Genomic DNA, 21,970 nt, shown 5'->3' on the forward strand with positions numbered 1-21,970 from the left:
CAACTCATAAGTGACGCTTCCGAATCGTAATTTTCGTAATAAGTACTTCTGGTCAAATTGATGCTTGTTATTGTCGGGCCCGGATTTGTGAAATCTATGCCCGTAGTGGCATTGTCAGAAACGGTCGTTTTTGCGAAGACAGACGATTCGCCTGGAGTACCACTTGCGATGCTCGCATACGCCACACCGCTCTCGTCAGTGTACGAAGTCCCTGTGTTCAGGGTACCTAGCGTTGCAGCCCACAGCACGGCCTGGCCTGCAGGCAGAATATTGTTGTAAGCATCTCTAACTGTCGCGTAAAGGCCAATCGCAGTCCAGTTAGAAGGTGCCGATGCAGCGCCTGCGGCAAGGGAGATGACCCGAGATGTTGAAGGATCAGCAGTTAGGGTTACGTTCGTACTCGCAGAGCCATTTACTGCGGCTGCTGTGACCGTACCTACGCCTGCCGCCGTACCACGCAAGGTAACCGAGGTTTGCCCGGAAGAGTTAGTAACCGTCGAGGTGCGCGATAGTGAGCCTCTCGTGGTTCCCCAGCTTGTCGGTATTCCAGGCCCCACTAGGTATCCATCACCATCCTTGAGTGTGGCCAGCAAAGTGCTTGTTGCGCTGTTGTTTGCAACTATCGTGGGGGGCGAGGCGGTCAGACTCACGACCCGAGCTGTTTTTTTGACCCATTCAATGTTGGAGCAGCCATTCTGTGTCGGCTCCCACACTTCGTGGCGACCCTTGTTACAGCCAGAACCACCTGCATTGATGACAATGGCCATGCCCGGAACATCGATGACCTGCTGAATGTCAGCACTGTTTTCCTTCAGGGGGGCTGCGAAAACTGCCCCGCTGAAGCTGAGAAGGAACGCGCCGAACGTGGCGGCTCTTACAAGCTTTCGACGGATTTTCATGTATTGCTCCATGGGTTATTTTATCTGTAGGGATTGGTGCTTTAAGGACTTGCGCCCAACCATCCTGTTGTGAGGCTTGCGCTTAGTGCCATGCCATAGGCGCAGGATAGCAATGTACAATCATATTGCACCTTGTTTTCCCTTCCCAGCTGAAAGCTGGCCATTGTTCTCAAAAATGCTTGCGTTTTGTTGCTTCGGTGGACACAAAAAAGCCCGCGCAAAGCGGACTTTTCTTTATTTGTTCAACGTCGGCGCTGGTTGGTCAGTTCACAGCACGTTTCAGCACAGTACCGGCCTTGAACGTTGGGACGGTTTTAGCTTCGATTTTGATCGGCTCGCCCGTACCTGGGTTGCGGCCCACGCGAGCTGTTTTTTCGGTTACCTGGAATGTGCCGAATCCGACCAGAATCACGCTATTCTTCGCCTTCAGTTCTGCGGTGACGACCTCTTGGAAGGCATCGAGCACGGCGTCAGCGACGACCTTGGAAACGCCAGCTTTTTCGGAGAGAGCTTGTACCAATTCAGACTTGTTCATTTGTGACTCCATAAGTTGTGACGATAGGGTTTGAACTACGGCTGGCAAGATCTTTTGTACAGAGCCTTGCCTGCGTAAGCGATAGTGAGCCCAGCAAATAGACCTGCGGCGATACCGCTTCCGCGACTGCTCTGAAGGGTGCCAAAGAAGTAAAAGGTCACGCAGGCGGCTGTGATTGATACCTGCATGATCGATGCCCAGGCGAACAAGTCGGAGCGCTTGAAAATGCTAGCGATGTACCAGGCTATGATCGAGGCTGGAATCAGCATCAACGGCGCGAGGACGATGGTTAAATCTTCTGGCTTAAACAAGCTGCGAAACCTTTGTTTGCTGATCAATAAGTAATCTTCTGTTAGTCGCCACCATAAGCGGGGCGGCTGCAAATTGCGACCAGGTGCAGAGTTATCGGAGTTTCGGCCCTGTGTTAACGCGAGTAGCTTGCTCGTGTTCGTGGCGCTGCTCAGTTCGCGCATTGACGTTTGCGAAACCTCTGGAGAACCGGTCATTCAGGGTTTTGTTCGCCTGAGCATCTCCGCTGTCTACTGCGTGCTCGGTTGCGATGTTTCGCTTCAGCATTTGGTTTTCGCGTTTGAGATGTTCGGTTTCTTCACTGAGGCTTTTGAACTTCTGGGCGACCTTTGTCAGGCCAGCTGCGGCGAGGCCCGCACCCGCCGAGCCTGTGATGAACTGATACGCCGAGTTGGCTGCTTCGAATGGAAGCTCACCCTTGAGCCCTGCGAGTAGCGAGGAAGAGCCGGGGTTGTTGATTCCGAAGTACATCGCCTCGACAGCTTCTGGCGTGCCGTGTACAGCGGCTGCGACGGTCAGGACGGCACAGGTGACGCCATAAGCAAGCAGCGGGCTTGCAGCGAACGCTGCGGCGTTACCTGGCGATGGGATTAGATCCTTGCCGAACTGAGTGAGGTTGTCGCCTACTTTCTGGAGAAACGACCGCTCTTGATTATTCATCTTCGCTGCTTCCTTTCACGAGGTTCGTAAATTCGGTTTCGTAGAGATGGCAATGCTGCTCAGTGCGTTCGAGCAGGTGCTGGATTTGCTCCTCGCTGTGGGCAGTGCCTCCTTCCTCCAGTTCGGTTAGGAAGATTGCGTAGGCCAGACCGGCTTTAAGCGTGGCGTCTTTGAACGCAGGCGAGGCGCTCGATGCCTTGACGTGTTCATTGATCGCTTCAAGGCGTTGGCTCAGTGCCGCTGCATTGGCAGTGTTCGAGTTCAAAGCGGTGTCAGTCGTTTGCATTGTTGACTCCTTCGGTCGTGGTTACATGCGCATGCCGAAACTTGGGCGGAGCTGTTCCGGCTCAGGCTCAGGGTGTGGCTCTGGCTGACCGAACATGGAAAGTTGATTGGAGTTGTCTTCGCGCACCTGGGCGTACTCACGCGCAGCTTCTTGCTGCGCAATCACAAGTTCAGGCGTCACGCGTGGGGCAGGGGTATCGAGGTGTACTACATTGGGTAAAGCGGACTTCGACGGGTAGCGGATCTGGAGGGATTCGCCCAGCTTGACCGCGTCCAACGCACTGGACTTGTGCAGAATGCCGACGCCGCCACCGATGTCCTGAATAATCATTCCCACGTCGCTGACGGTAACCGGGCCTTCGTAAATGACACCGGCTTGCGGTGCGCGAATTTCGCTGACGACCAGCGCGGCGGCGTCTTCGATGTTGTCGGTTACCAGTTGCACCAGTTCACGGGCGCCAAACTTGCCGTTATGGTGGTAGTCGAGTACTGATTCGCCAAGTAATTTGGCAGCAGCCACAAACGGATCGCGTTGAACGCCCTGGCCCAGCATTTCGAAGGCAATGGTCTTTGATAGCCCCTCTACAACATTAGGTGGCCACTGCATTGCCTTGGCTGCTTCCGATACTGTGAGCATGCGCAATAAGTCGGGGTCAGTTGGGTGCTGGATTTTTGGGTCAGTTGAGCGATTTTTTGCGAATCCCTTAGTTATAGTCGCTAACTTTGTGGAATCCTCTTTGAACACCTGCATTTTGAAACATTTGCCGTTTTCAGCATCGCGAATCGCTTTGTTCTTCAAACCTCGCATCTCGCTCCACATGGGGTCGTCGGGAGAGATGTCGTCCATAATCTCCGAGAGAGTAAGGTCACGTTTCTCGGGCATTTGGAGCATGTCCCAATCGAAGTGCATCCCGTTAGTCACTGCTATCATGCACCAGCGTTTGCGCGGCTCCAAAGCGTTGAAATCTTCGCCCTTTAACACGGTTTCATGAGTCGTGTAACCGAGGTCACGTAACTGGTTGCGAAGAATCGATGCGCTTGCTGTACTGCTGTAAGGCACCACATTCTCGAACATGATGATGGCGGGGTTGGCTTTGGCCAGGATCATCAAGGCGGCAACAACCAAGTGGCCAACGTTCGGGTGGTCTTCAGCTTTCTCCGTCCCGCGTTTGGCGCGACCACTGACCGACGCACCTGAGCATGGAAGCCCTAATTCCATGGCATCCTGAAGTGGCAGGTTGCGCATGGCAGCTGCATCAAATGCCAACTCCTGCATTGGTGCCGCCAAAGGGATGGTTCCAGCGCCCCACTCTGGAGCTTCAGAAGCATGCTCAAGCAGTTCCGGGCGGATCTCGTTGACTATGCCTTTTTGGGTGCGAATACCGGCCTGATGGAAGCCCTCATGAAACGCCTTTGAGAGCAGCCCTCCGCCGTGAGAAAGGCTACCGACTTGCAACGGAATGTCGTGTTGCAGTTTGTGGCTAAGGCGGTTCAAGCGTTCCTTTTTCCGGATTTCGCTTGCCAAGGGCATAAGGAAGATTTCTCCCTTGCGCTGCACCAAACGGATTGAGTCCATGCCCGCGAACAGCGCCAGCAATTCCTTGCTGTTGATGTCGATGATTGGGATCTCTTCGCCAGCACGATTCGTGCGCTTGCTCTTGCTGACGACGCGGGAGCCATCAGGATTGGCCTGAAGTGTGACGACGCCTCCTTTGAGCCTCACGTCGAAACGATCACCTGGTTTAAATCCAGCCGTTGAAACCTCAAGGTTTTCCAACCAGATGCGAGGTTTACCGCGATTCGCGCCCACTTTTTTAACAAAATAGCCCTGCATGGTTGGAAACCTTCTATACGTCAATTCACGTAGAGTATTATTAAACCATGCATTGATCCACTGATAATATTGTGCCTGGTGCTTGATTTTGCTGGTTGCATGCTTCTATAGTCGGATCATATTGTGATCGCATATTACGCAGTGTAGTAGGTGCATCACGCAAAAACACTTGGGCTTGGAGGCCCGTGCAATGAGCGACTTGAAAAACAACGTAGTTGGGATGATGCCCCCTTCGGCCAATAAGGGCCAAATGCGAACCTTTGGCGCCCAAAGCGCGATCAACGCAATTCAAGCGAGCATCCCGAAACTGATTCGGGAGGATGTTCGGGCTTATTGGGATGACGCGGGAGAGAAGAAGCCCCAAGGCATCACATACGGCGCCTACAACCAGATCTCGTATCGGGCGAATGACGGCACCGTGATGCACGCATGCGGCCAGTCTATCGATGAAATGCGGGGAGACCGTCAGTTCACTCACAATGCCATTGAGCTGCGCTGTGATGCGCTGGGGCTGGCGATTTACATCAGCGGCGTTAACCAGATTGACGTGAAAACCAATCAGGTTAAGTCTTACCTGCGGGTAGCGTCGTATCAGTACCTGGCAAAAACGCCTGATCTTTCAATCGCCGATACATCAATCGATCTTTACAAAAAGGTCCATACCATCTTGGTTAGCACGTACAACCATTTAGCGCGAGAATATTGCATTGCGGGGTTAACTGCTGATGACCTGACGCTTAGATCAAGCTCATCGCTGTTGCCGGACGTTGCAATCAACCACCCTTGCTGAATGCGGCAGTGTGTAGCTCCAATGGGCGGGAGGGGCTTCGCTATGTATTTAATTACCCGATATAGTCAGTCGCCCACCATTAAGCCCTATCGGTGGCCGCTCGTTTCGCATTCTTCGGCTTGAGCCCGCTGGCAACAAATGGCGCGGGGGATAGCATTCAACCTGGAGCCCTCATGATCCATCGCCGCGCCGCCTTCGTAGTAACCATGACCAGTGTTGTCCTTGCAGGTTGTGCGACTCCGCCGCAATCCCCGCGTGAACAGCCACTCTTTCTTCAGCAGGAACATTCTCAGGCGCTGGCGCCCATTGATACCTATCCCGTCGAATACGCGGTCGATCAGCCGACCGCGCAGCCTTCCAGCGATGGCGCGGTAGGCGACTGGGCTCCAGTAACTGCTGCCGTGTCAGACCCACTAGCTAATCAGGCACAGCAAAACTTAGCGCTGGCCAACGCCTCGACTGATCGGAGCGCACGGCTTGAATACCTTGAAGCTGCAGCCTCTTTCGGAAACGGTGAAGCGCATTACGAGCTTGCAAAGGTCTACACCGAGGGCGTTGACCGTCCCCGTGATTTGAAGCTCGCCCAGGAACACCTGCTCGCCGCTGCTGGTGCTGACAACCCAGAGGCGATCCGCGTCATCGGTTGGCAAATGATCAAGGGACAAGGTGGCAACGCGCAGAACGTCAACGGTGGTGTAGCCGTGATGGAGATGGCGGTTACTAAGAGTGTGCGGACTCAACGTGAGCTAGGCATGTTGTACGCAAATCTCTACACCGACTTCAAAATGAACGATCCCGCTAAGGGTGAGGCGTATCTGGTCGAGGCCTACAATGGTGGTGATGTGCCCGCTGCTCTAGCCCTTGGAAAACTGTATATCCAGCAGGGTAGGCAAGCGGAGGCCTTGGCCCCGTTGTCATTCGCCAACGACAAGAATGATCGTGCGGCAGCGAAACTGCTCTCTTCTCTCGATGGCGCCGTTTCTGATGCTGGCGCTCCAGCCCAGCGTACCAACTTTGATGGGGCTGATAGCGAAACCTTCTACCAACAGGCTAGCGACATAATGATGCGCAAGCATAGCGCTGACGATGAGGCGAAAGCGTACGCGCTGTACAGCCTTTCGGCTGACATGGGCCACAACCTTGCCCGCGCCGAGCTTGGTGCGATCAGCGGCGTGAAGATCGTCAGAGATAAGCAGTACGGGCCGGGTTGGCTTGACGCAGAAAAGCAGAGCCTCTTGTCGGCTTCCGAAATAAAAGCGAAATTCTAGAAACAGCTTCGACTACAAGACAGAAAAAGGCGGCATTAGCGGGCAGGGCGGTGTATAGCGATTTTCCCGTTGTTCGTGAAACTGGTGGTGGACGGGGTTACTTGTCGCCCAGGACGAAAGCGGCCAGCGAGCCCATGGGCGCGGTAGCCGCTTTTCCCTTACAAATCGAAGGCCGACACAATGAGGGCATCAACTTCGCAGTAGTCCTCAAATGACAGCGACTTACCGGCGTACAAACCTTGCAGGAACCCCCGCAGACGGGACACGTCTGAATGGCTATTGGCAGTGTCTTCTTCGTAGGCCTCAAGCGTTTCGAGAGCGATCGGCTGATCTTTCAGGCATCGCGATACCTGGGCGAATACAGCCCGCAACGCCACAGCTTCAGTGGCACGCTTGGCAGGCGGCTTGACCAGCAACAAGAGCAAATCTTCATACAACTTGCCGCGCTCGATGTTCACCTGCTGCATTGCAGCCTGCTGGTCCGGTGTCGTTGGCTCCGACACGCGCTCACTTGCGTCAGTGACGTTGGCCAACACATCAAGCGCGGAACCAACCGCAGTAATGCGCGGGAGCAACGATTGGATATTAATAACCACAGCCATTTGCTTTGCCCTCCTGGGCGTTGTCCTGCTCGATCCGAGGGCCGAAAGTAGCCTGTTTCTAGGTTCTCGGCCCCGGCTTTTGAGGGCCAGGGCTTCGGGTGCTTTGGGCGGGTCTTTCGTGCTACTTCGGTTGATCGTCGGTGGTCGTGTTTTCAACTGCGCGCATGTACACCGCCATATCACCCATCTGCTCGACGATGGCGGCTTCGCTTGCTTCGTGCGCGGCGCTGATCTTGGCTTTCATTCGCAGGCACAAACCGCAATCGACGTGCGCCCAGTTGCTGGTGCCGTTGCTGGCTTCCCCGAGCCAAGTGCCGCATGGCGCCTGCTCGGCTTCATCGTCGTCAGGGCAGGGATCAAAGTGCGTGGCCATCGTAGCTTTCCGTTAAACCTGGGGTGGGATTGCTGGGCTGGGTTTGTTGTCGTCAAGGTTCATCGCCGTGACCTTGAAGGTGAACCCGGCTTGCTGATCCTGCATTACGGTGTGGCTTTCGGGGATTCCTTGGACCAGCTGCTCGCAAGCCTCCTTGAGCGCCTGCTGCAAGTGCTCAGGGGTGGCCCCGTACAGGTTGAGCGCGACATGGACTTGGAAGGGCAGTTGCGTAGACATCATATTTTTCCTACGACAGGTAGATAATTGCTTCAAGGGCACGTTTGACGGCGGGGCTTGGTGTGTACCTGGGCGACTTCTCCCCGAACAATTCAGTCTTGCCATCCCGCGAAATATCCAGGTTCTGTTCGGGCTTCCAAACGCTGTTGGAGCGTTTCTTTGGACTCCCCCCACGGCAGAGCCAGATACTTGGCTTCTACCGGCTCCACTTCTTGGATGCAGTACGCCGGTACTGGCTTTGTAATCGCGTTCGCCAGTGCGAGCGCATGAGCCTTGTCAGGTGCTGCAAAAATGTCCTCGGGGCCGACCGTGAAGGCTTTCAGCGGCAACACGGTTCTGACGTTGCCGGTGATTTTTACCGGCTCTCCTTCTGCGTAAACCGCCCACGGCTCGGGGATATTCGTGCTGGTCATATTTTGTGTCTCCCTGCTAAATCCTGGGCGCGATTATCGGGCCTCTCTACTGCCGCTACCCCACGTTTGACGGCGGGGTTTGGGATGCAGCTGAGCGACGTTTTCCTATAGCCCTATGGGGACTTCGTAAATCCCGAAATGCTGGTATTGGGAGGCTTTAGCTCCTGCAGGATGACGATGCTCCCATTCTTTCACCTGTGCCTTGTAGTCGCTCCAAATTTCGCGGCCTTCCTCAATAGGCATTTCAGGTGGGTTTAGATGATAGTCGATCAGCATGTCCTGCCACACCTCGGCTTGAGCGCGGTCCTCAAATGCACGTAATGGCAAAGGCTTTCTTTCGTCGCTTCTAAAACCGCTGGCTGTGGCCATCACCAAAAATACTGTTGCCATGGTCGTTTTCCGTTTTCCGTTTTCCGTTGTTCGTGGAGCTGGTGGTGGACGGGGTGACTTGTCGCCCTGGATGGCATCAGCCAGCAAGCCCATGGGCGCGGTAGCCGCTTTTCCTCAATTCCGGTCTGCGGGCGGTGGCTTTGCATTTTTCACCCGGTACACACTGACTAAAAGTACATACCAGAAGCCAAGGAGAGCCCAAGACCACCAATGCCACTGACGCGGATCTGGAGCCACCTGAAAAGCAAAATAGGCATAAACCAATACGGTGATGGCTATCAGGTTTCGGAACAAGCTCGCGATGGTCACGGTATTTTCCCTCAACAGTCTTGCGGAACTGCCATGGCAGCCAGCGGCCGGGAAACCAGGTAGTCCATGTGTGCTACCGGGCTGGTTACGACATTTGCCGCATTACCGGCAAGAGCGAGATTGCCTGTCGCAGTCATCTCTTTTGCAAGTTCGTCCAGCTTTGCTGCTTTCTCGCGCAGTTGGTCGGCCATGCCCCGGATAGCGTCCACGGTGGGTTCAACGTCATAGCGGTGTTTCATCGCTCTGTCCTGCTCGATCCGTGGGCAAAAATTGCCCCTCTCCTACGTCCTCGGCCCCGGCTTTTGAGGGCCAGGGCTTGGGTACAGCGTCGTTTTCCCTCAACTTGCCGCTGGTGTGCGGCGACTACGAAACTGTGCAGCCAGCTCCGGGTCGCTTTCCAACAATTGGGCCATCGTGAACGGCGTTTTCGCTCGACCTTCGGCAATCAGTTCGCTCAAGGGACGGCCCAACAGCCGCTCAACGGTTTCAGCGGTCACACGTTTTTCGTCAATCTGATCGCCGTCCTGGTCGAGCTTGTCCGCGAACAGAGTCGACGGATCTGCATCACCCAGCGGAGAGACAAAAATGTCCTGCCACTGCTGTTCCCATTCGGTTTGGGTTGCCCAGCCAGCGCCGCCAAGGGTTACGAATCCGTTGTTTTCTTCATCGGCAAAGGTGATTGCGATGCACCAGTTTGGCTTGTTCTTTTGAGAGGTGGCCATGTCGTCATTCCTTCGATTCTGTGGACGCCAAAGCGGCATCCTTCTGCGCACCTGGCCCCACGTTTTAACGGCGGGGCTTGAGTGCACCTGGTGCGTTTTCCTGCAATTCAGTGTTCTGTTTTCAATGCCCGCAAGATGGCGTCTTGCAGCACTTTCGGGCATGCCCTGAAACGCTCGATCAACAACGTTTCCTCCGCAGGTGATTCTCCTGATAAGACAAAGTGAACGTTGCCTCCCGCCTTCAAAAAGGCTTGCAGCACTTCGCTACCTGGAAGCCCCTTACCTTGCTCGTACCGACACCAAATCTCGCGAGATATGCCGCAACGTTCAGCCATTTCAGCTTGCGTGAGTTCCAGCCGCTTGCGTTCAATTTTGAGCCTTACTGCAATGGTCGGCATCGACATATCCTCGACTTATCCAATGAAGCTCAACAGCAGGTACAGAATGGGGGTCGATGAAAGGAAAAGTGCTACTACGAGCAAGACCGAAAGACACAGGCGCTTCAAGCCGTGCTCTTTCAGCGATGCACCATAGGCACCTGGTAATGCCCAGCCAGCGCAAAGCGATAATGCCAGCTGTGTTGCCTGGATGTTGAGCCCAAAACGGGTAAGAAAAATCGTAGCAACACCAATAGCTATGGCCATGATCAGTGTCGCCGCTGTCGGACCTACACCACCAACCTTCTGTAGCTGTATGCCAAAAATGCTCATTGATTTTTCCCCTAACAGTTAGGACATGCCCGGTGCTGAGTGAGCATCTATAAATTCGGCGGTCAAATCTTCTCCGTGGTTGCCTTCGCCACTTGCATAGTGGACGACACTCACAAGAACATCGGAAATGTCGGTATGGCCGTATTCGACCTCAAAGGCATCAATACGGCACTGATACTTGTAGTGTGTGGGAGTGGTGGCCATGGCGGGTTCCTTTCAGTGTTGGAAAATCTCGGTACCGGAATTAGCCTTGTACGGCGGCCTGCGCTAGAGCTTCATCACGCTCACGGGCCAACTGTATATGCATCTCGGAACTGATAATGTCTTCCATCAGCAGCGCCCCGGTATAGCCCACGACAAACATCACCGAACTGTGGATGTCGCGTGTAGGGTATTGCTTATGTTCCTGCGCCAGGTCAGCAATCTTCTGGCGTACGCGCTCGATCACTTTGGGGTTGTCTTGCTCGATTTGGATCATCGGCATGGCGGGGTTCCTTCCTGTTCAGTTCGTTGTGACCAACATGGATTCATGGCGCCGATTTCCTATCAGTCGCGCTTGAGGTCTAGGAAGGCTCGAAAAACCTCCTGATAGCGGTGTCGCCCGATTGTCGAGCTGTAGTGTGGCCCCTCATCATCCTGGAGAATCATTCGCTCTTGGTTGACGCCGCCAAGACGATATTCGACGCCAAACTGGCGGCTCATCATCGACTCTGCTTCCTTCGTTTCCGGCAGTGCTTGCACAAGCTTCAGAGCTTCATGCTCATCACTGGCCCACCCCACACAACCCTCCAATGTGAGGGACGCCGGGATGTAGTTCACGCCGAATACAGGGAGTTTCTGTGCCGGGTTCGCCATACGTCTTTTCCTCGAATCTCACACCTGTTTCAGGTGAGGCGTTTTTGAGTCGGCAATCTGTACCTGCATCATCGGTTGCATGGTCATCACATCAAAGCCCATCGACTCAAACCACTCGCGATTCAACAATGAGCGATCTTCGGTTGGAACGTCGAAAAAACCGTTGTCCTCTGACCAGAATCGGCAACTGACCGGATGCAGCAGGTCGAGGTCGAATGAACCGCCTGGATAGATGCACACGATCAGCTCCCAAGACGCATCAGGCGGCGTTGGCCACCGATACCCTGCCGGTGCTTTACGCTCACGTTGCCGGCCTTCACAGCGCCCTGAGAGACCGTATACGAACGCACGTACCTGCCACATTGCCACTGCGTTGCCTTTGACTTGCTGATCGGCACAGACGCGCTTGAATGCCTGGCGCACCAATGGCTTTGGCAGCCCCCACACAAAGCAAGAAATGCCCTGCTGGTAGAACGCTTCAAAATCCATCGCGGGATAACCTGCTTCGTCGGTTGCTCGTTCCAGATAGTTCTTCATGGTCGATTTTCCCCTACATTTCGAGAAGGTGTTTAAAGGGCGCGGTGAGCGTCATGCCCGTGCCTGCGGCGCAGATCGTGCTGGCCTGCACATTGCAATCGGGGTTATCGCACTCTGCTAGATAGATGGTTTTCTCGGAATCGACGTAACCGACATGGTGCATCGCTTCGCCGTGAAGCGGACACTTACCAATTTCCAGCCTTGCCAATCGCTCTAAATGCTCGCTCCACTCGGCCTGATGATCTGGATAGAGGTAGTGCAAAACATCATCGAAATTGGTTTTGCAGTAATCCAGCAACGCACCCTTGGTGGTGTGTGCCGGACTGACGAAGTTGAGAAAGTGGCCCTGGTGCGGCCGCTCTTGTGCCAACACGTACACACCGTTATCCGCCCTGAAAACGTCAACATCGAAGTCAACGCGCAAAGCGGTAATGTCGGCTTTTAATTGCATTACTCCTACTCCCTGAGTTCGCGGACGCGAAAATGACCGTCCTTCTAAGCACCTTGCTGGTGCGTAGCAAACTACTCTGACACTGCTTCCCTCATAAAACGGGCTTCGCAAGAGTGCCGGCACCGGCCACATAAAAAAAGATTCTGATAATTCACAACCGTGGCCACCAATCACATCTCGGCGCTCAACAAAATATTTTGACACTTGGGCCATCCTGCCGGTGATCAGCAAACCACGGTTCAAAAATGTCCTAGGAAACTATTCGTCACTGAATCGGCGTCTAGAACATTCATCAACACGGCGCTGTCTGCATGCAGCTTCCTGTTCACTCTACTGCCGCTGCTTGCTCAAGCTCCAAACCCCAGCGAATCCGGGGCTGTCGAGCGGTGTCAAAATGTATTGTCAGGTGTCAAAATATTTTGTCTGTTGTCAAAATCCATTGTCAAAAACCACCAGGACGAAAGCAGCCAGCAAGCCCATGGGCGCGGTAGCCGCTTTTCCTACACCTATTCGTCTGTTGCCGAAGTTGCTGCGATTTCTTGTTGCTCTAGCACTAGGATTGCTCAACCGTCAATTCCAGGTCATCACCTTCGGTGCCAGAAGGCCTTAGTGAGACGCACACGCCATCTTCCAGCGCGAATTTGATGGTGCAGTGGTCGGTGAATTCGACAGCTGTGATCCGTCTGCCCTTGAGGAACTCACTTACCTCGTTCTGTGATGAGAATCTTCCGATGGAAGAGTCCCAACCCTCAGGAAAATTTGCACTCGCCTTCTTCACATCGAAGAGTAAAAATTCTGCAGCCTGACTACTCTTCAGCGAAGCCAAGTCCTGAGTCTCTACCTGCATCAATGGAGGGTGAGTTTTAGCCGCTGCTGCGGCCGCTTCGGCAATTGGGTCTTTGTCCTTCATGGCGATTTCCTATGGTTCGATGCTGCCGCGCAATAGCGAGAGCAGGTTGTCTTTTCGAGCAATGTCGTCCGGCTGCGACTTTACAATCCGCTCCAAGGCCAAGCGGTGTTCGGGAGACTTACCCAACACGTCTTTGGCATGTTGCTCAGATCGCAGAAGCGATACCTCGCGTGCAAGAGACTCCTTGTCACCTGCCCAGCACATGATGCGATGCCATGCACTTTTATGGCTGGTACGGATCAAAGCGAGCTTGTAGCCACCGACAGCGGCATATTTCTTTCGCTGTCAGATGCGCTGGCTACTGTGGTCAGTGCGACAAAACCGCTTCTTGACCATTGCATGCGCTCCCCGAATCTTCCCCGCCGACATCTTGCGCCTCTACACAGAGTTTGAAAGCGACTCCATATGGCAGATCGAAGTGCTCAATGCGGTTGTAGTCCACGCTGACGGTTTCAGACTTGGCGTGACTGCCATGCAGGGTGGGCTCCTTATCAGACAGGTTGTATGAGACACCTGTAGCTTCGGTACCCACATTTTGCGTCCTGTCAACATCAAGCTGAAGGTCAACAAGCACCGTTGCCTTAGCCGTATTGAGAGCCACCACCGTCACCTGGCTTTTGAGCTTTCCAATCCCAAGCTTGCAGTCAGTGTTGTCTGTATTGCACGAGCGAAGACGCATCAAGCCAACCTGGGAAAATGAATCGCCCACTTTGAGTTTGTTGGGCCCACTCTTGGATACAGTGCCGATCTGGCCCGAGAACAGTGGCGGCGCGGAGATGGTAGAGGCCATCGTGACCTCGCGTTGCTCAGGGGCCTTGGCTGAGCAACCAGCAAGGGTGACCAATGCCAGGGCAGATGCTGCGGCGATAGCTTTCTTCATTCAAACAACTTCCTTTAGGCGCGTTGATAAATACGACACGTTTTTACTGGCTCGGCCCCGGTTTTAGGCCGGGGCTTTGTGTGTACCTGGTGCGACTTCCTTGAACAGGTGGTGTGGCCCGGCGAACCGGGCCGATGTGTTGTTAGAACAATTCGCCTTGACGATCAGCATACGAACACCAGCGGGCGAAGCTCTCATTCCCACACCAGTTCTTGATATTGTCGATGAAGCCTTCCTTGCGAGCTGTCCGCACAAGCTCGGCAATCACGTCTTCCGAATCACCCATTTCAAAGCAGGCATCAAACTGCCGCTCACCCAACCCTTCGTAACCACGATCCCAAAGCTCGAAATTGGTGATTTCGCTTACCACACCGTATTTAAACGCCAGAACAACAAACTCAACGCGGGACTTGAAAACGTGGAGCTTGGTGGTCAACTGGTGCAAGGTTTTGTAAACAGTGCTTGGGGGAGCAAGTGACATTTTCAGAGCCTCGGTGATTCGCTTCAATGAGGCTATTGTATTACTCTAGAGTAATACACGCAAAGCCTTTTTAACTGTCTCCCGCAAATACTTCGCGCATCAGTTCATAAGCCTCCGTGTAACGTTTCACCGTCAAGTGCACGGTGCTGCGGCTAGCTCCCGTCTCGCGTACTGCCTCTGCCTGCTGCTTCCCGTCCACCAGCACGCTACGTGCAGCGCGATTGCCAGCGCTTCCAGCATCACCACGCATGAGCTTAACCAATGCGTCGTATTGGTCGCCTGTAATTGCCATTAAATGATTCTCCGAACTATGTCACCCAAGCGTGCAGGATCGCCCGCACTGAGCTTTTTCACCGCTTCCAGGCTCTCGATACCCAGTATCTCGCTGATATGTCGCAAATCAATGCCACGGCGCCTCAGCTTGACCGCGAGCATGCGCTGCCCTGACTGCGCACTGGCTCCCTCGATCCCGGCAAGGCCAAACAGGCGCGTGTACAACCGGCTGAGCTGGTTCGCACTGTAATAGGTCTTGCCGTCCCGGCGCTGCGCACTAATTTTTAACCCTTCGCCTGTGCGACCGGAGACGAACAAGGGCGAGGAGGGGTCAAGGCCACGGTAGGCCATAAGCAATGCTGCTGACACTAGTCCTGTGATGAGTTTTTGCCCGTATCGCCCTCGATCTGTAGTTCAACGCTGCCATTGCTCAGTACGAATGGAATCACGGCCACACTCCCGAAGAACGATTTTGCGATTGCGCGGCAGGAAGCCAGCCTGCGATCAGCTCCGAGCGCTGATACCTGATGCTCCGCAGTATCAGTCGGGCAAAAGGCTTGGATCATGTCACCACAGCGAACAAAGGTTACATCGTATTTATCCAGCAGGTGCCCGCATTCTCGCCAGCGTGAAGTAGGTGAATATTGCTGCTTGGGCTTGTCATGTCGCCAGCAAGACTTTATCCCGCTCGCCGAGGTAGAAACGAACACCTTTACCTGTTCGGCACGCGCAACAAGCCAATCGAGCGCAGCCCCTTCGCTTTGGTCGATCTGAATTATGGACTCGCAAAGACTCATCGTCGTTATCCTTTTCACGTGACGCTTATGCGTCTAATCTCATCAGGCTGTAACGCCGCCTTTTAACCACAAAACCCGCAAGTGCGGGCTGGTGGGTGATGTTTAATGAGGTGCGGTAGTTGGAACCATTTTGTATGGTTGCTCAGTGTTATTGTTCGATTCTTCCAGCCAAATTTGCAGCCCATTCTGTCAGCTGCGGCAGTGCATCCACCAACGATTCAACCTCAGTGCTGAATTCGAGCCATTCGCCGCTGTTTGGCACGTAGGCGCCGACAAGAAGTTTTGCAGCTGGGTCGGGCTCGCGGGATTCGTTATCATCGGTCAGCCAGAACTCAACGCCATCAACTTGGCGAATTGCTGCCCAGCAGTTGCCGCCTGTGTTTATCAGTTCAAAGCCATTCTTGGCCCAGACTTGTTCGATGAGTGCGCTTTCCATTTCTTGTGCCTTTCGTAATCAAATTCGTTTTGTGATGGTGTTCGGCGCCGTCGTTACGCTTCTGCGCCGACAAGGCATGACTTTGCGAGCAAGTCTTTCACCGCTTCGTACCAGTCGAGGGTGCCGACCAAAGCGAGCAGGCTGGCGCTTTGCTCGCTCCAGCTCAACGGCACTCCACTGTCATCAACAAGACAAGCGCCATCTAACTGCGGATCGAAACCTTCTCGTGCTTGCACGCTGAACTCAACGCCTTGGTCATTGCTCTGGCCGACTGCTGACCACTCAAAGCTGAGTACAACGTCTTCCGTGAAGCTGAGTAAGCACCGACCAATCACGACTGCCTGGAAGCGACCGCTAGCGCGGCTGAGCACCTGCTTGCCTTGCTGAATACGCTGGATGCTATAGGGGCCGGACTGGAGGTCTGAAATGACAAGAGTGTTCGGCATAACTGTCCTTGGCCTGCAACCTGCTGGCGCGAGTCTTTAGTGAGCTAGGGAAAAATACCACTGACTCGTTATATTTGCAATGCAGGCCATGGCGAATGTTCATGACTCGGTATTCGCCGCGTTTAGATTGTGGTTGGCTTGGCGGATAGGAGGAGGGCGTCGAGTGCTTTTTGTAGTGTGATACGGGCTTGCGAGCCCCGGTGTAACTCACCGCGTTGCTCGTCGATCCGAGCGTTCAACTCTGCTATGCGTACCTGGTGCGACTTATCCATGCCTTCAAGCTCAGCACAGCGCAGCTGGAACCTGTTTCGGTCGTCGGTTACAGCATCAACAACCAAGTTTGCCTGCTGCGCTTGCCTGGATAGTTCGGCCGCTTCCTTTTTAGCCGCCTCCAACTGGCTTTGCAGGGCTTTTACCTGCTCGCGCAATGCTGCGACCTCGGAAGTCAGCGAGCTGGTGTCTTGCGAGCTATCAGAGGGTCCGGCGGCGCTTTCACCTTGGACGCAATCAATCGACGAAGGCTCATTCTGTGCAACTCCCCGAGTAGCTGCGCATTCATCCCAAACGCGCTTCAGGCGAGCAGGGTTACCAGCCCCAATGTGCTTGCGGAGGGAAGTGCCGTTAACTGCTTTACCACTTTTTTCGAGCTGGATGCCCGCAACAATGATCTGGGTAGTCGTGACTTCGACTGGGCGCATCGTGACCTCATTGCCAATTTAATTTGCGTGCCGCATTTTCACTTACGCTATCGCGACCTGGTGCTGCAACGTTATCGCAGGCGAAGCTGGAATACTGCCTTCGCCTGCCTAATGAGAACAGTGCTACTTTTGTCCGCGACGAAACTCCCATGGTGCTTGCGGCTTTGGGTCTACCCAGAGGCCTATGCGCTGGCTGCGGGCAGTGTTCTCTAAGCTGGGCAGCTGGCCGTCGTGGTTGTAGCGGCTGTAAACCCAGGCGAGCCCAGAGCGTACCTGCTCAACATTAGCCTCTTGACCATCAACCAGAATGCGGCCAATGCGCCTGCCGTATTGGTCGCCACCCACGTCAATGACTTCGACATTCTTGCCTGCAACGAGGTCGATCAGGTGCTCTTTAGATTTCTGCCCGAATGGTTGCGTCTTTTCAGGCGCATCAATGTTTGCCAGCCGAACACGGACATTTCGATTGCCATCCGCTAACACCTCAATGGTGTCTCCGTCGAGAACACGAACTGCCTTCCCCTGAAATCGGGTATCAGCAACACTTGTCACTGAGGTAAGGGTCAAGCTCATAAACAGGGTAAGGGCGAAGGCAGAGCGGATGTACATATCTGTAGTTCCTGTGGTGGGTCTTCGAGCGTCAAGCTGTATGGCAGGCGCCCAGCATGGTGCTGAGATTGTGCATTGAGCCACAAGAAACACAAGGTCTAATATCATCGTATGTTGTTAAATTTTGCGCGTTTTTGATACTGATTGCGCACTTCGCCTGAACGAAAAAACGCCATGAGGGACAACTGCATGGCGTTCTAGCGGTGACAAGGCTGGGGATCAGCAACCGCGAAGTTCGCGACGAATCGCGCCGTAATTCTGCCGAAGCTCTGAGCAATAAATCTCCATGCCCAGGCGGTCACCAATTTCCTCGGCCACAGTCCAAATCTCAAACTCTGGAGGTTGCGAATCTGAATACTCATCGAGGTCACGACTGGCAACCTTATGCCCGTCTTCTGCAAGCGTGCCTGGGGCACCGTATCGCAGGTGCGTCGGAGCCCCATCTTCAATACTGGCAGATGCGAACACAGGTGGACTTACTGTTTTACCTTCTTCACTTGGATACCCTACAGCGGGATCGTAGATCAGGCCGTGGACCTCAACCCACGAGTGGTCAAAGCGATAGTTGCCTGAGTGAACCTCACCTAAGCACAGCGTTGGGCCAAGACCCTGCTCTGCGAGCAAAATGTAGAGCACAGCTGCAGTGCTATGGCATGCACCGGCCCAGCGTCGTCGTTCGATTGTCGAGATGAGTTCTTGATAGGTGCTTCGCAGTATCTCTCCGTGCTCGATGCCTTCAGAGAGTTGCTGAATAATCCTTTGCGACATAAGTGATCCCTTGCATTACCTGGATGGAGGCCGATGGTTTATGGCGAACAATGCCTTCAAGCAATAGCTCTGCCCTCCACGCCGCTACGCGGCGACATTCGGTGCGAATCAATAATCAATGCATGCAGAGCAGCGGCCACCCGTGCTCAAGGCGCCAGATGCGCTCAAGGTGCTTCGCATGGGCGAAATCGCTCTCTACATCAGCTGCGATGGCTCCATTGCCGCTGGTGCTCACAAAGGAAACTCGCCAGCGCGATAGTTCATGTAGGGTCGTATGTTTGATGTGCAATGAGCCCGTGCCGTCGCCGCCATTGAAGTGTTGGCCAAGACGTTCACGGATGCCAACTGAGGCCCTCGCAATACCGTTGTATACCAGCCGAAACCCATCCTCCTGGATGTCGCATACATTTCCAAGGCCTCTGTGTAGTTTCGCCATGAGGGGAATGTTGATTGCATTTCCAAGGGGGGAGGCAACACAACCTTCTATGTCATCGAGGGAGTAGTTTGTGTAGATCCAGTAAAACCCGCTCACCTTGGTAGGTGGTGCGCCATCAAACTGAAGTTGTTTGTATTCATTGCGGAAAACGCGCAGCAGGCGCGATGAACGTACCTTCTCTACGCTTGGTAACAGATCCCTTGGCAATTCAACAATCTCTTAGATGCAGGTGGGAGGAAGCGCAGGGTCACTCAGTCACAGCAGGAGCTGACTTTGGTGCACGCTTTTTCGGTGCCCATGCCTCGCTCACCATGTCGAAAGCCTCTGTGTACTTCTTGACTGCATCACTGACAGTTTGGCGTGTCGCTTGTGTTTCGTGGTGTGCATCGGCTTGCGTCCAGCGATCAACCAGCACGCGCCTGGCGGCCTTATTAGCGGCTGATTCCGGGTTGCCGCGCATCAGCTTGACCAGTACGTCGAATTGCTCATTTTTCATGACAAATTTCCAAATTCATTGGGTTACTTCTGTGTAAGGCTCGCGCTTTACCAATTTTAGCGGTAGGCCTCGACCAGATGTTCGCCCCGCGTTGCGAAAGTTGCATACCCGCTGCCCGAGCGAATGCCGACTGCGGGAGCCATGTAGGCATCTCCTTGCCAGTCCTCGCAAGCCTGCTCGATCTGGTCATAGGTAACCTTGAATCGCCCCGCCACCTGGCGAAAGGTCGGGTACTTAGTTCCCTGATCAGCGTCTTCCGCGTCCTTGCAGAACTTGATGGCGAAGGTGAACAGCTCGTCTGGGGTCATTTGCAAATCCTCAAGCGTGGTATCTAGCGATAACCTGGTAGCACCACAAATACGTTGTCAGGAAAATACGGCGGGAGAGCCGCACGGTCAACGTTAACTCGCGCTGTTACTGGGCGGGTGCGATTTGCTCATTCTCCCAGCGCTCAAACAGTTTTGTGACATCTGCCTCACCTTCTATTGGCGTTGTCGCAAGCTGGGCTGTTATGAAACAGGTGAAGTGCAACACCGCGTCGTGGCGTTCTTTTCGAATACGCTCAGCGTGAAGCTCAGTAGCCGCGTGTGGAGCGTTGTCGCCTTCTTGTGGGGTGGTAGGAAGGGGCACGAGATACGGTTCAATTGTTGTCCATATCAAGCGCGACCAGATGCTGTTTGAGCCCTTCGCACCTGGGCGCATACCCAGCACCAAAGAAATCTGCTGCTCGATGCGGTCGCGCTCGATTTTTGTGTACTGGTTTGGGCTTTGATCGGAGCCAGCCTGGCGTTCGCTCGCTTTGATCAGGTTGGGTAGGGCATTGACCGCTCCCATGAGCAACGCACCGTACGCTTCGCCCGTAGGCCCCTCAGGCAAACGGCACACAGGCGTTTCCCCTGCGAGCAGTCCCGGCTTGTCACCGCCAACCTTGCCTGCACGGAGCATGGTGGATGGAACGGCAGCCAACAATCCTTTCAATTGCGTGTTGTTGTTCATTTAGGTTCCTCGTTCAGCGTTTGTCGATTTGCCGGTTGCTCATGTGCCACGCCCTGAATTGGCCAGCCGTGTAGCTGTCACCAGCAGGGACATAGTCCAGGTCAACGCTTTGATGATGCATCACGTTTATGGGCTCGCCGCACTCCGAGCAGAGCAGCAACTCAAACTGCCACGTCTGCGTCTTCTGGAAGCACACAAGGCGCTGAGATTCGTCGCGGTAGTAAACGCGCCCGTTGGAATGATCAGTTTTAAGGAGTGACAGCATGGTCAACCTGCTCACAGGGTGCGAAAAGTAAGCGGCGCCCGCAGGCGCCGGAGAGGGAATTAGGACATCTGCTCGATGGCTTCTTTGCCGAGCTGTCGCGTGTACTTTTGGAGCATGGCACGAGCCAAGGCTGCCTGGAGGGAATCCAGTACTGGCAACAACGCCAGGCCGCGCCCTACCTTTGCATCCGGGCCGTTGAAGCCAACATCATCTTGAGTAGCTGCGCCATCGCACACGCCCGCCAGCGCTTTCAAGTTGCGATGCACTGCTGCGATCTGCTCCCGATTCATGAGTGCGGCCTCTTCTTCAAAACCACGATCTATAGCGCGCTGCGCTGCGCGTGCGCCGGTACGGCTAGCGGATGCCTGCTCTTTTGACTTCTCGCGGCGTGCGGCATTACCACGCATCCAGTTAGCAACAATCGAAGTGTCCAGCACCGCCAGTGGCGGCATAGCACGAGGGGTGCTTTGGGCGATACGGGATTCGCACAGCTCGATCACAGCATCGACCTCGCGGCATACATCAATGAATCCATCGGCGGCGTTCTTCTTGAGGACGCTCTGCGCCGACTCAAGAACGCTGGGGTCGATGGACAGGCCGTAGTCACGCACAAGGCTGATCACTATTCTGATCGAGCTGGTATGCACGGGCAGCTTCCACGTTTTGGTAGAGTCCATTGTCGAAGCGGCGCAGCTTTTCAGCATCGCTACGATTGATTCGTTGTACGCGGTGCGCACCTCGAAGCACGACAGTGTGCCCGCAGCTTTCATGCCCTTGATATTGCGTTCTGCCACGCCCGACAAAGCAGCTTGGATCTTTTCAGCTGCAACGCTGCAAACGATGAAGTCGTTATTAAAGGCGAGATTTGCCAATGCGGAAGCGGTGTTCACATCGGCGCCCGCGATCCAATATGGTTCGTTCCAATCCTTGTGGAACCGGCGAACAGGCAGTGCGCGAACGCTGGCCAGAATGGTCTCGCACTTCGGGAAGTACACGCGAAACTGCATGCTTGCTGCGTCGAATGCGATAACTTTTTCCATGGGGAAGATCCTGGCTGTACGTGTTTGTGTAAATCGAGTGTACGTGCCTAGGGGCGTACAGCGCAAGGATGATTTTGATAAATATACTCCTCTAGGCACGTATGCGTAAAAGCGTGATATAAGCTTCAATTCTAGAGCCACAACTATTAGGAATCACCGCATGAAGCGACCCCTGAGCATCGCCTTCGCTGACGCGTTCGATAGAGCTGCACACGACGTGTTCGTCGCGCCTCAGGTTCATGCCGCGTGTAATGAACCGG

The 21,970-nt window shown here is 54.4% G+C and carries 38 protein-coding genes; 2 read left to right on the forward strand and 36 right to left on the reverse strand.

Annotation, left to right across the window (positions count from 1 at the left end):
- The 6 genes from HBO09_RS16580 to HBO09_RS16605 all read right to left on the reverse strand — a co-directional run.
- Nucleotides 1-899: Ig-like domain-containing protein (locus HBO09_RS16580; RefSeq protein ID WP_170060919.1), on the reverse strand; the 899-nt coding region annotated here is incomplete at its 3' end.
- Between the two features lie 262 nt (nucleotides 900-1,161).
- Entirely contained in the window at nucleotides 1,162-1,434 is a 273-nt protein-coding gene (locus tag HBO09_RS16585; protein ID WP_169995718.1) for an HU family DNA-binding protein, read from the reverse strand.
- 35 nt (nucleotides 1,435-1,469) lie between these two features.
- Nucleotides 1,470-1,772, reverse strand: a complete 303-nt coding sequence (locus HBO09_RS16590) for a hypothetical protein (RefSeq protein WP_169995717.1) — start codon at nucleotides 1,770-1,772, stop codon at nucleotides 1,470-1,472.
- A 64-nt stretch (nucleotides 1,773-1,836) separates the two neighbouring features.
- Nucleotides 1,837-2,403 carry a hypothetical protein gene (locus HBO09_RS16595; protein ID WP_169995716.1) on the reverse strand — a complete coding sequence of 189 codons (567 nt, stop codon included), beginning with the start codon at nucleotides 2,401-2,403 and terminating at the stop codon, nucleotides 1,837-1,839.
- Complete coding sequence (locus HBO09_RS16600; protein ID WP_169995715.1) at nucleotides 2,396-2,689, reverse strand: hypothetical protein; 294 nt, start codon at nucleotides 2,687-2,689, stop codon at nucleotides 2,396-2,398. The genes HBO09_RS16595 and HBO09_RS16600 overlap by 8 nt, the downstream gene beginning before the upstream one ends.
- A 21-nt stretch (nucleotides 2,690-2,710) precedes the next feature.
- Nucleotides 2,711-4,522: a DNA cytosine methyltransferase gene (locus tag HBO09_RS16605; protein ID WP_169995714.1), complete on the reverse strand. Its 1,812-nt coding sequence runs from the start codon at nucleotides 4,520-4,522 to the stop codon at nucleotides 2,711-2,713.
- A gap of 190 nt (nucleotides 4,523-4,712) precedes the next feature.
- On the opposite strand from HBO09_RS16605, the gene HBO09_RS16610 reads away from it, so the two are divergent.
- Together HBO09_RS16610 and HBO09_RS16615 are read left to right on the forward strand one after the other, a co-directional pair.
- On the forward strand, nucleotides 4,713-5,312 hold the full coding sequence (locus HBO09_RS16610; RefSeq protein ID WP_169995713.1) for a hypothetical protein: 600 nt from the start codon (nucleotides 4,713-4,715) through the stop codon (nucleotides 5,310-5,312).
- A 173-nt stretch (nucleotides 5,313-5,485) separates the two neighbouring features.
- Nucleotides 5,486-6,580, forward strand: a complete 1,095-nt coding sequence (locus HBO09_RS16615) for a sel1 repeat family protein (RefSeq protein WP_169995711.1) — start codon at nucleotides 5,486-5,488, stop codon at nucleotides 6,578-6,580.
- A 158-nt stretch (nucleotides 6,581-6,738) separates the two neighbouring features.
- Here the strand turns inward: HBO09_RS16615 and HBO09_RS16620 are convergent, their stop codons facing one another.
- The 30 genes from HBO09_RS16620 to HBO09_RS16765 form a co-directional block, all read right to left on the reverse strand.
- On the reverse strand, nucleotides 6,739-7,182 hold the full coding sequence (locus tag HBO09_RS16620; RefSeq protein WP_169995709.1) for a hypothetical protein: 444 nt from the start codon (nucleotides 7,180-7,182) through the stop codon (nucleotides 6,739-6,741).
- A 121-nt stretch (nucleotides 7,183-7,303) separates the two neighbouring features.
- Entirely contained in the window at nucleotides 7,304-7,555 is a 252-nt protein-coding gene (locus HBO09_RS16625; protein ID WP_169995707.1) for a hypothetical protein, read from the reverse strand.
- A gap of 12 nt (nucleotides 7,556-7,567) precedes the next feature.
- Complete coding sequence (locus HBO09_RS16630) at nucleotides 7,568-7,792, reverse strand: hypothetical protein (RefSeq protein ID WP_169995705.1); 225 nt, start codon at nucleotides 7,790-7,792, stop codon at nucleotides 7,568-7,570.
- A 92-nt stretch (nucleotides 7,793-7,884) separates the two neighbouring features.
- On the reverse strand, nucleotides 7,885-8,205 hold the full coding sequence (locus tag HBO09_RS16635) for a hypothetical protein (RefSeq protein WP_169995703.1): 321 nt from the start codon (nucleotides 8,203-8,205) through the stop codon (nucleotides 7,885-7,887).
- Between the two features lie 105 nt (nucleotides 8,206-8,310).
- Nucleotides 8,311-8,595, reverse strand: coding sequence for a hypothetical protein (locus HBO09_RS16640; protein WP_169872906.1), 285 nt, complete (start codon nucleotides 8,593-8,595; stop codon nucleotides 8,311-8,313).
- A gap of 320 nt (nucleotides 8,596-8,915) precedes the next feature.
- Entirely contained in the window at nucleotides 8,916-9,143 is a 228-nt protein-coding gene (locus HBO09_RS16645; RefSeq protein ID WP_169995701.1) for a hypothetical protein, read from the reverse strand.
- A 99-nt stretch (nucleotides 9,144-9,242) separates the two neighbouring features.
- Entirely contained in the window at nucleotides 9,243-9,626 is a 384-nt protein-coding gene (locus HBO09_RS16650; RefSeq protein ID WP_169995699.1) for a hypothetical protein, read from the reverse strand.
- Between the two features lie 107 nt (nucleotides 9,627-9,733).
- Nucleotides 9,734-10,024 (reverse strand): helix-turn-helix transcriptional regulator, encoded by a 291-nt coding sequence (locus HBO09_RS16655; protein ID WP_169995697.1) that lies wholly within the window; start codon nucleotides 10,022-10,024, stop codon nucleotides 9,734-9,736.
- Between the two features lie 15 nt (nucleotides 10,025-10,039).
- Nucleotides 10,040-10,336: a hypothetical protein gene (locus HBO09_RS16660; RefSeq protein WP_169995695.1), complete on the reverse strand. Its 297-nt coding sequence runs from the start codon at nucleotides 10,334-10,336 to the stop codon at nucleotides 10,040-10,042.
- Between the two features lie 18 nt (nucleotides 10,337-10,354).
- Nucleotides 10,355-10,540, reverse strand: coding sequence for a hypothetical protein (locus HBO09_RS16665; protein ID WP_169995693.1), 186 nt, complete (start codon nucleotides 10,538-10,540; stop codon nucleotides 10,355-10,357).
- Between the two features lie 40 nt (nucleotides 10,541-10,580).
- The gene (locus tag HBO09_RS16670; RefSeq protein WP_169878289.1) at nucleotides 10,581-10,820 is read right to left on the reverse strand and encodes a hypothetical protein; all 240 of its coding nucleotides are present in this window, start codon (nucleotides 10,818-10,820) and stop codon (nucleotides 10,581-10,583) included.
- 62 nt (nucleotides 10,821-10,882) lie between these two features.
- A complete protein-coding gene (locus HBO09_RS16675) occupies nucleotides 10,883-11,191 on the reverse strand; it encodes a hypothetical protein (RefSeq protein WP_170060920.1) in 309 nt (102 codons plus the stop codon).
- Nucleotides 11,192-11,209: 18 nt separating this feature from the next.
- The gene (locus tag HBO09_RS16680) at nucleotides 11,210-11,728 is read right to left on the reverse strand and encodes a hypothetical protein (RefSeq protein WP_262381254.1); all 519 of its coding nucleotides are present in this window, start codon (nucleotides 11,726-11,728) and stop codon (nucleotides 11,210-11,212) included.
- A 13-nt stretch (nucleotides 11,729-11,741) separates the two neighbouring features.
- Nucleotides 11,742-12,179, reverse strand: coding sequence for a hypothetical protein (locus tag HBO09_RS16685; protein WP_169995689.1), 438 nt, complete (start codon nucleotides 12,177-12,179; stop codon nucleotides 11,742-11,744).
- Nucleotides 12,180-12,732: 553 nt separating this feature from the next.
- Complete coding sequence (locus HBO09_RS16690; protein ID WP_169995687.1) at nucleotides 12,733-13,089, reverse strand: hypothetical protein; 357 nt, start codon at nucleotides 13,087-13,089, stop codon at nucleotides 12,733-12,735.
- Nucleotides 13,090-13,396: 307 nt separating this feature from the next.
- Complete coding sequence (locus HBO09_RS16695) at nucleotides 13,397-13,969, reverse strand: hypothetical protein (protein WP_169995685.1); 573 nt, start codon at nucleotides 13,967-13,969, stop codon at nucleotides 13,397-13,399.
- A 142-nt stretch (nucleotides 13,970-14,111) separates the two neighbouring features.
- Nucleotides 14,112-14,450, reverse strand: a complete 339-nt coding sequence (locus HBO09_RS16700; protein WP_169996024.1) for a hypothetical protein — start codon at nucleotides 14,448-14,450, stop codon at nucleotides 14,112-14,114.
- 70 nt (nucleotides 14,451-14,520) lie between these two features.
- A complete protein-coding gene (locus HBO09_RS16705) occupies nucleotides 14,521-14,742 on the reverse strand; it encodes a TrfB-related DNA-binding protein (RefSeq protein WP_169995683.1) in 222 nt (73 codons plus the stop codon).
- Nucleotides 14,742-15,074, reverse strand: coding sequence for a hypothetical protein (locus HBO09_RS16710; RefSeq protein WP_262381256.1), 333 nt, complete (start codon nucleotides 15,072-15,074; stop codon nucleotides 14,742-14,744). Before HBO09_RS16710 ends, HBO09_RS16705 begins: the two co-directional genes overlap by 1 nt.
- A 17-nt stretch (nucleotides 15,075-15,091) precedes the next feature.
- Nucleotides 15,092-15,520 (reverse strand): phage protein NinX family protein, encoded by a 429-nt coding sequence (locus tag HBO09_RS16715; RefSeq protein WP_169995681.1) that lies wholly within the window; start codon nucleotides 15,518-15,520, stop codon nucleotides 15,092-15,094.
- Nucleotides 15,521-15,668: 148 nt separating this feature from the next.
- Nucleotides 15,669-15,956: a hypothetical protein gene (locus tag HBO09_RS16720; RefSeq protein WP_169995679.1), complete on the reverse strand. Its 288-nt coding sequence runs from the start codon at nucleotides 15,954-15,956 to the stop codon at nucleotides 15,669-15,671.
- Nucleotides 15,957-16,009: 53 nt separating this feature from the next.
- Complete coding sequence (locus tag HBO09_RS16725; RefSeq protein ID WP_169995677.1) at nucleotides 16,010-16,402, reverse strand: hypothetical protein; 393 nt, start codon at nucleotides 16,400-16,402, stop codon at nucleotides 16,010-16,012.
- A gap of 122 nt (nucleotides 16,403-16,524) precedes the next feature.
- Nucleotides 16,525-17,100: a DNA-binding protein gene (locus HBO09_RS16730; protein ID WP_170060921.1), complete on the reverse strand. Its 576-nt coding sequence runs from the start codon at nucleotides 17,098-17,100 to the stop codon at nucleotides 16,525-16,527.
- Between the two features lie 123 nt (nucleotides 17,101-17,223).
- Complete coding sequence (locus HBO09_RS16735) at nucleotides 17,224-17,709, reverse strand: thermonuclease family protein (protein ID WP_222933922.1); 486 nt, start codon at nucleotides 17,707-17,709, stop codon at nucleotides 17,224-17,226.
- Between the two features lie 219 nt (nucleotides 17,710-17,928).
- On the reverse strand, nucleotides 17,929-18,477 hold the full coding sequence (locus HBO09_RS16740; RefSeq protein WP_170060922.1) for a lasso peptide biosynthesis protein: 549 nt from the start codon (nucleotides 18,475-18,477) through the stop codon (nucleotides 17,929-17,931).
- Nucleotides 18,478-18,592: 115 nt separating this feature from the next.
- Entirely contained in the window at nucleotides 18,593-19,120 is a 528-nt protein-coding gene (locus HBO09_RS16745; RefSeq protein ID WP_169995671.1) for a hypothetical protein, read from the reverse strand.
- Nucleotides 19,121-19,160: 40 nt separating this feature from the next.
- Nucleotides 19,161-19,409 (reverse strand): hypothetical protein, encoded by a 249-nt coding sequence (locus HBO09_RS16750; protein ID WP_169995669.1) that lies wholly within the window; start codon nucleotides 19,407-19,409, stop codon nucleotides 19,161-19,163.
- A 56-nt stretch (nucleotides 19,410-19,465) separates the two neighbouring features.
- Nucleotides 19,466-19,717: a hypothetical protein gene (locus tag HBO09_RS16755; protein WP_169995667.1), complete on the reverse strand. Its 252-nt coding sequence runs from the start codon at nucleotides 19,715-19,717 to the stop codon at nucleotides 19,466-19,468.
- A 106-nt stretch (nucleotides 19,718-19,823) separates the two neighbouring features.
- On the reverse strand, nucleotides 19,824-20,405 hold the full coding sequence (locus HBO09_RS16760) for a hypothetical protein (protein ID WP_169995665.1): 582 nt from the start codon (nucleotides 20,403-20,405) through the stop codon (nucleotides 19,824-19,826).
- A 324-nt stretch (nucleotides 20,406-20,729) separates the two neighbouring features.
- Nucleotides 20,730-21,710 carry a hypothetical protein gene (locus HBO09_RS16765; protein ID WP_169995663.1) on the reverse strand — a complete coding sequence of 327 codons (981 nt, stop codon included), beginning with the start codon at nucleotides 21,708-21,710 and terminating at the stop codon, nucleotides 20,730-20,732.
- Nucleotides 21,711-21,970 lie beyond the last annotated feature (260 nt).

This window comes from Pseudomonas sp. WS 5027 (genome assembly GCF_012985695.1).
In the GTDB taxonomy this organism is placed as follows: Bacteria; Pseudomonadota; Gammaproteobacteria; order Pseudomonadales; family Pseudomonadaceae; genus Aquipseudomonas; species Aquipseudomonas hygromyciniae.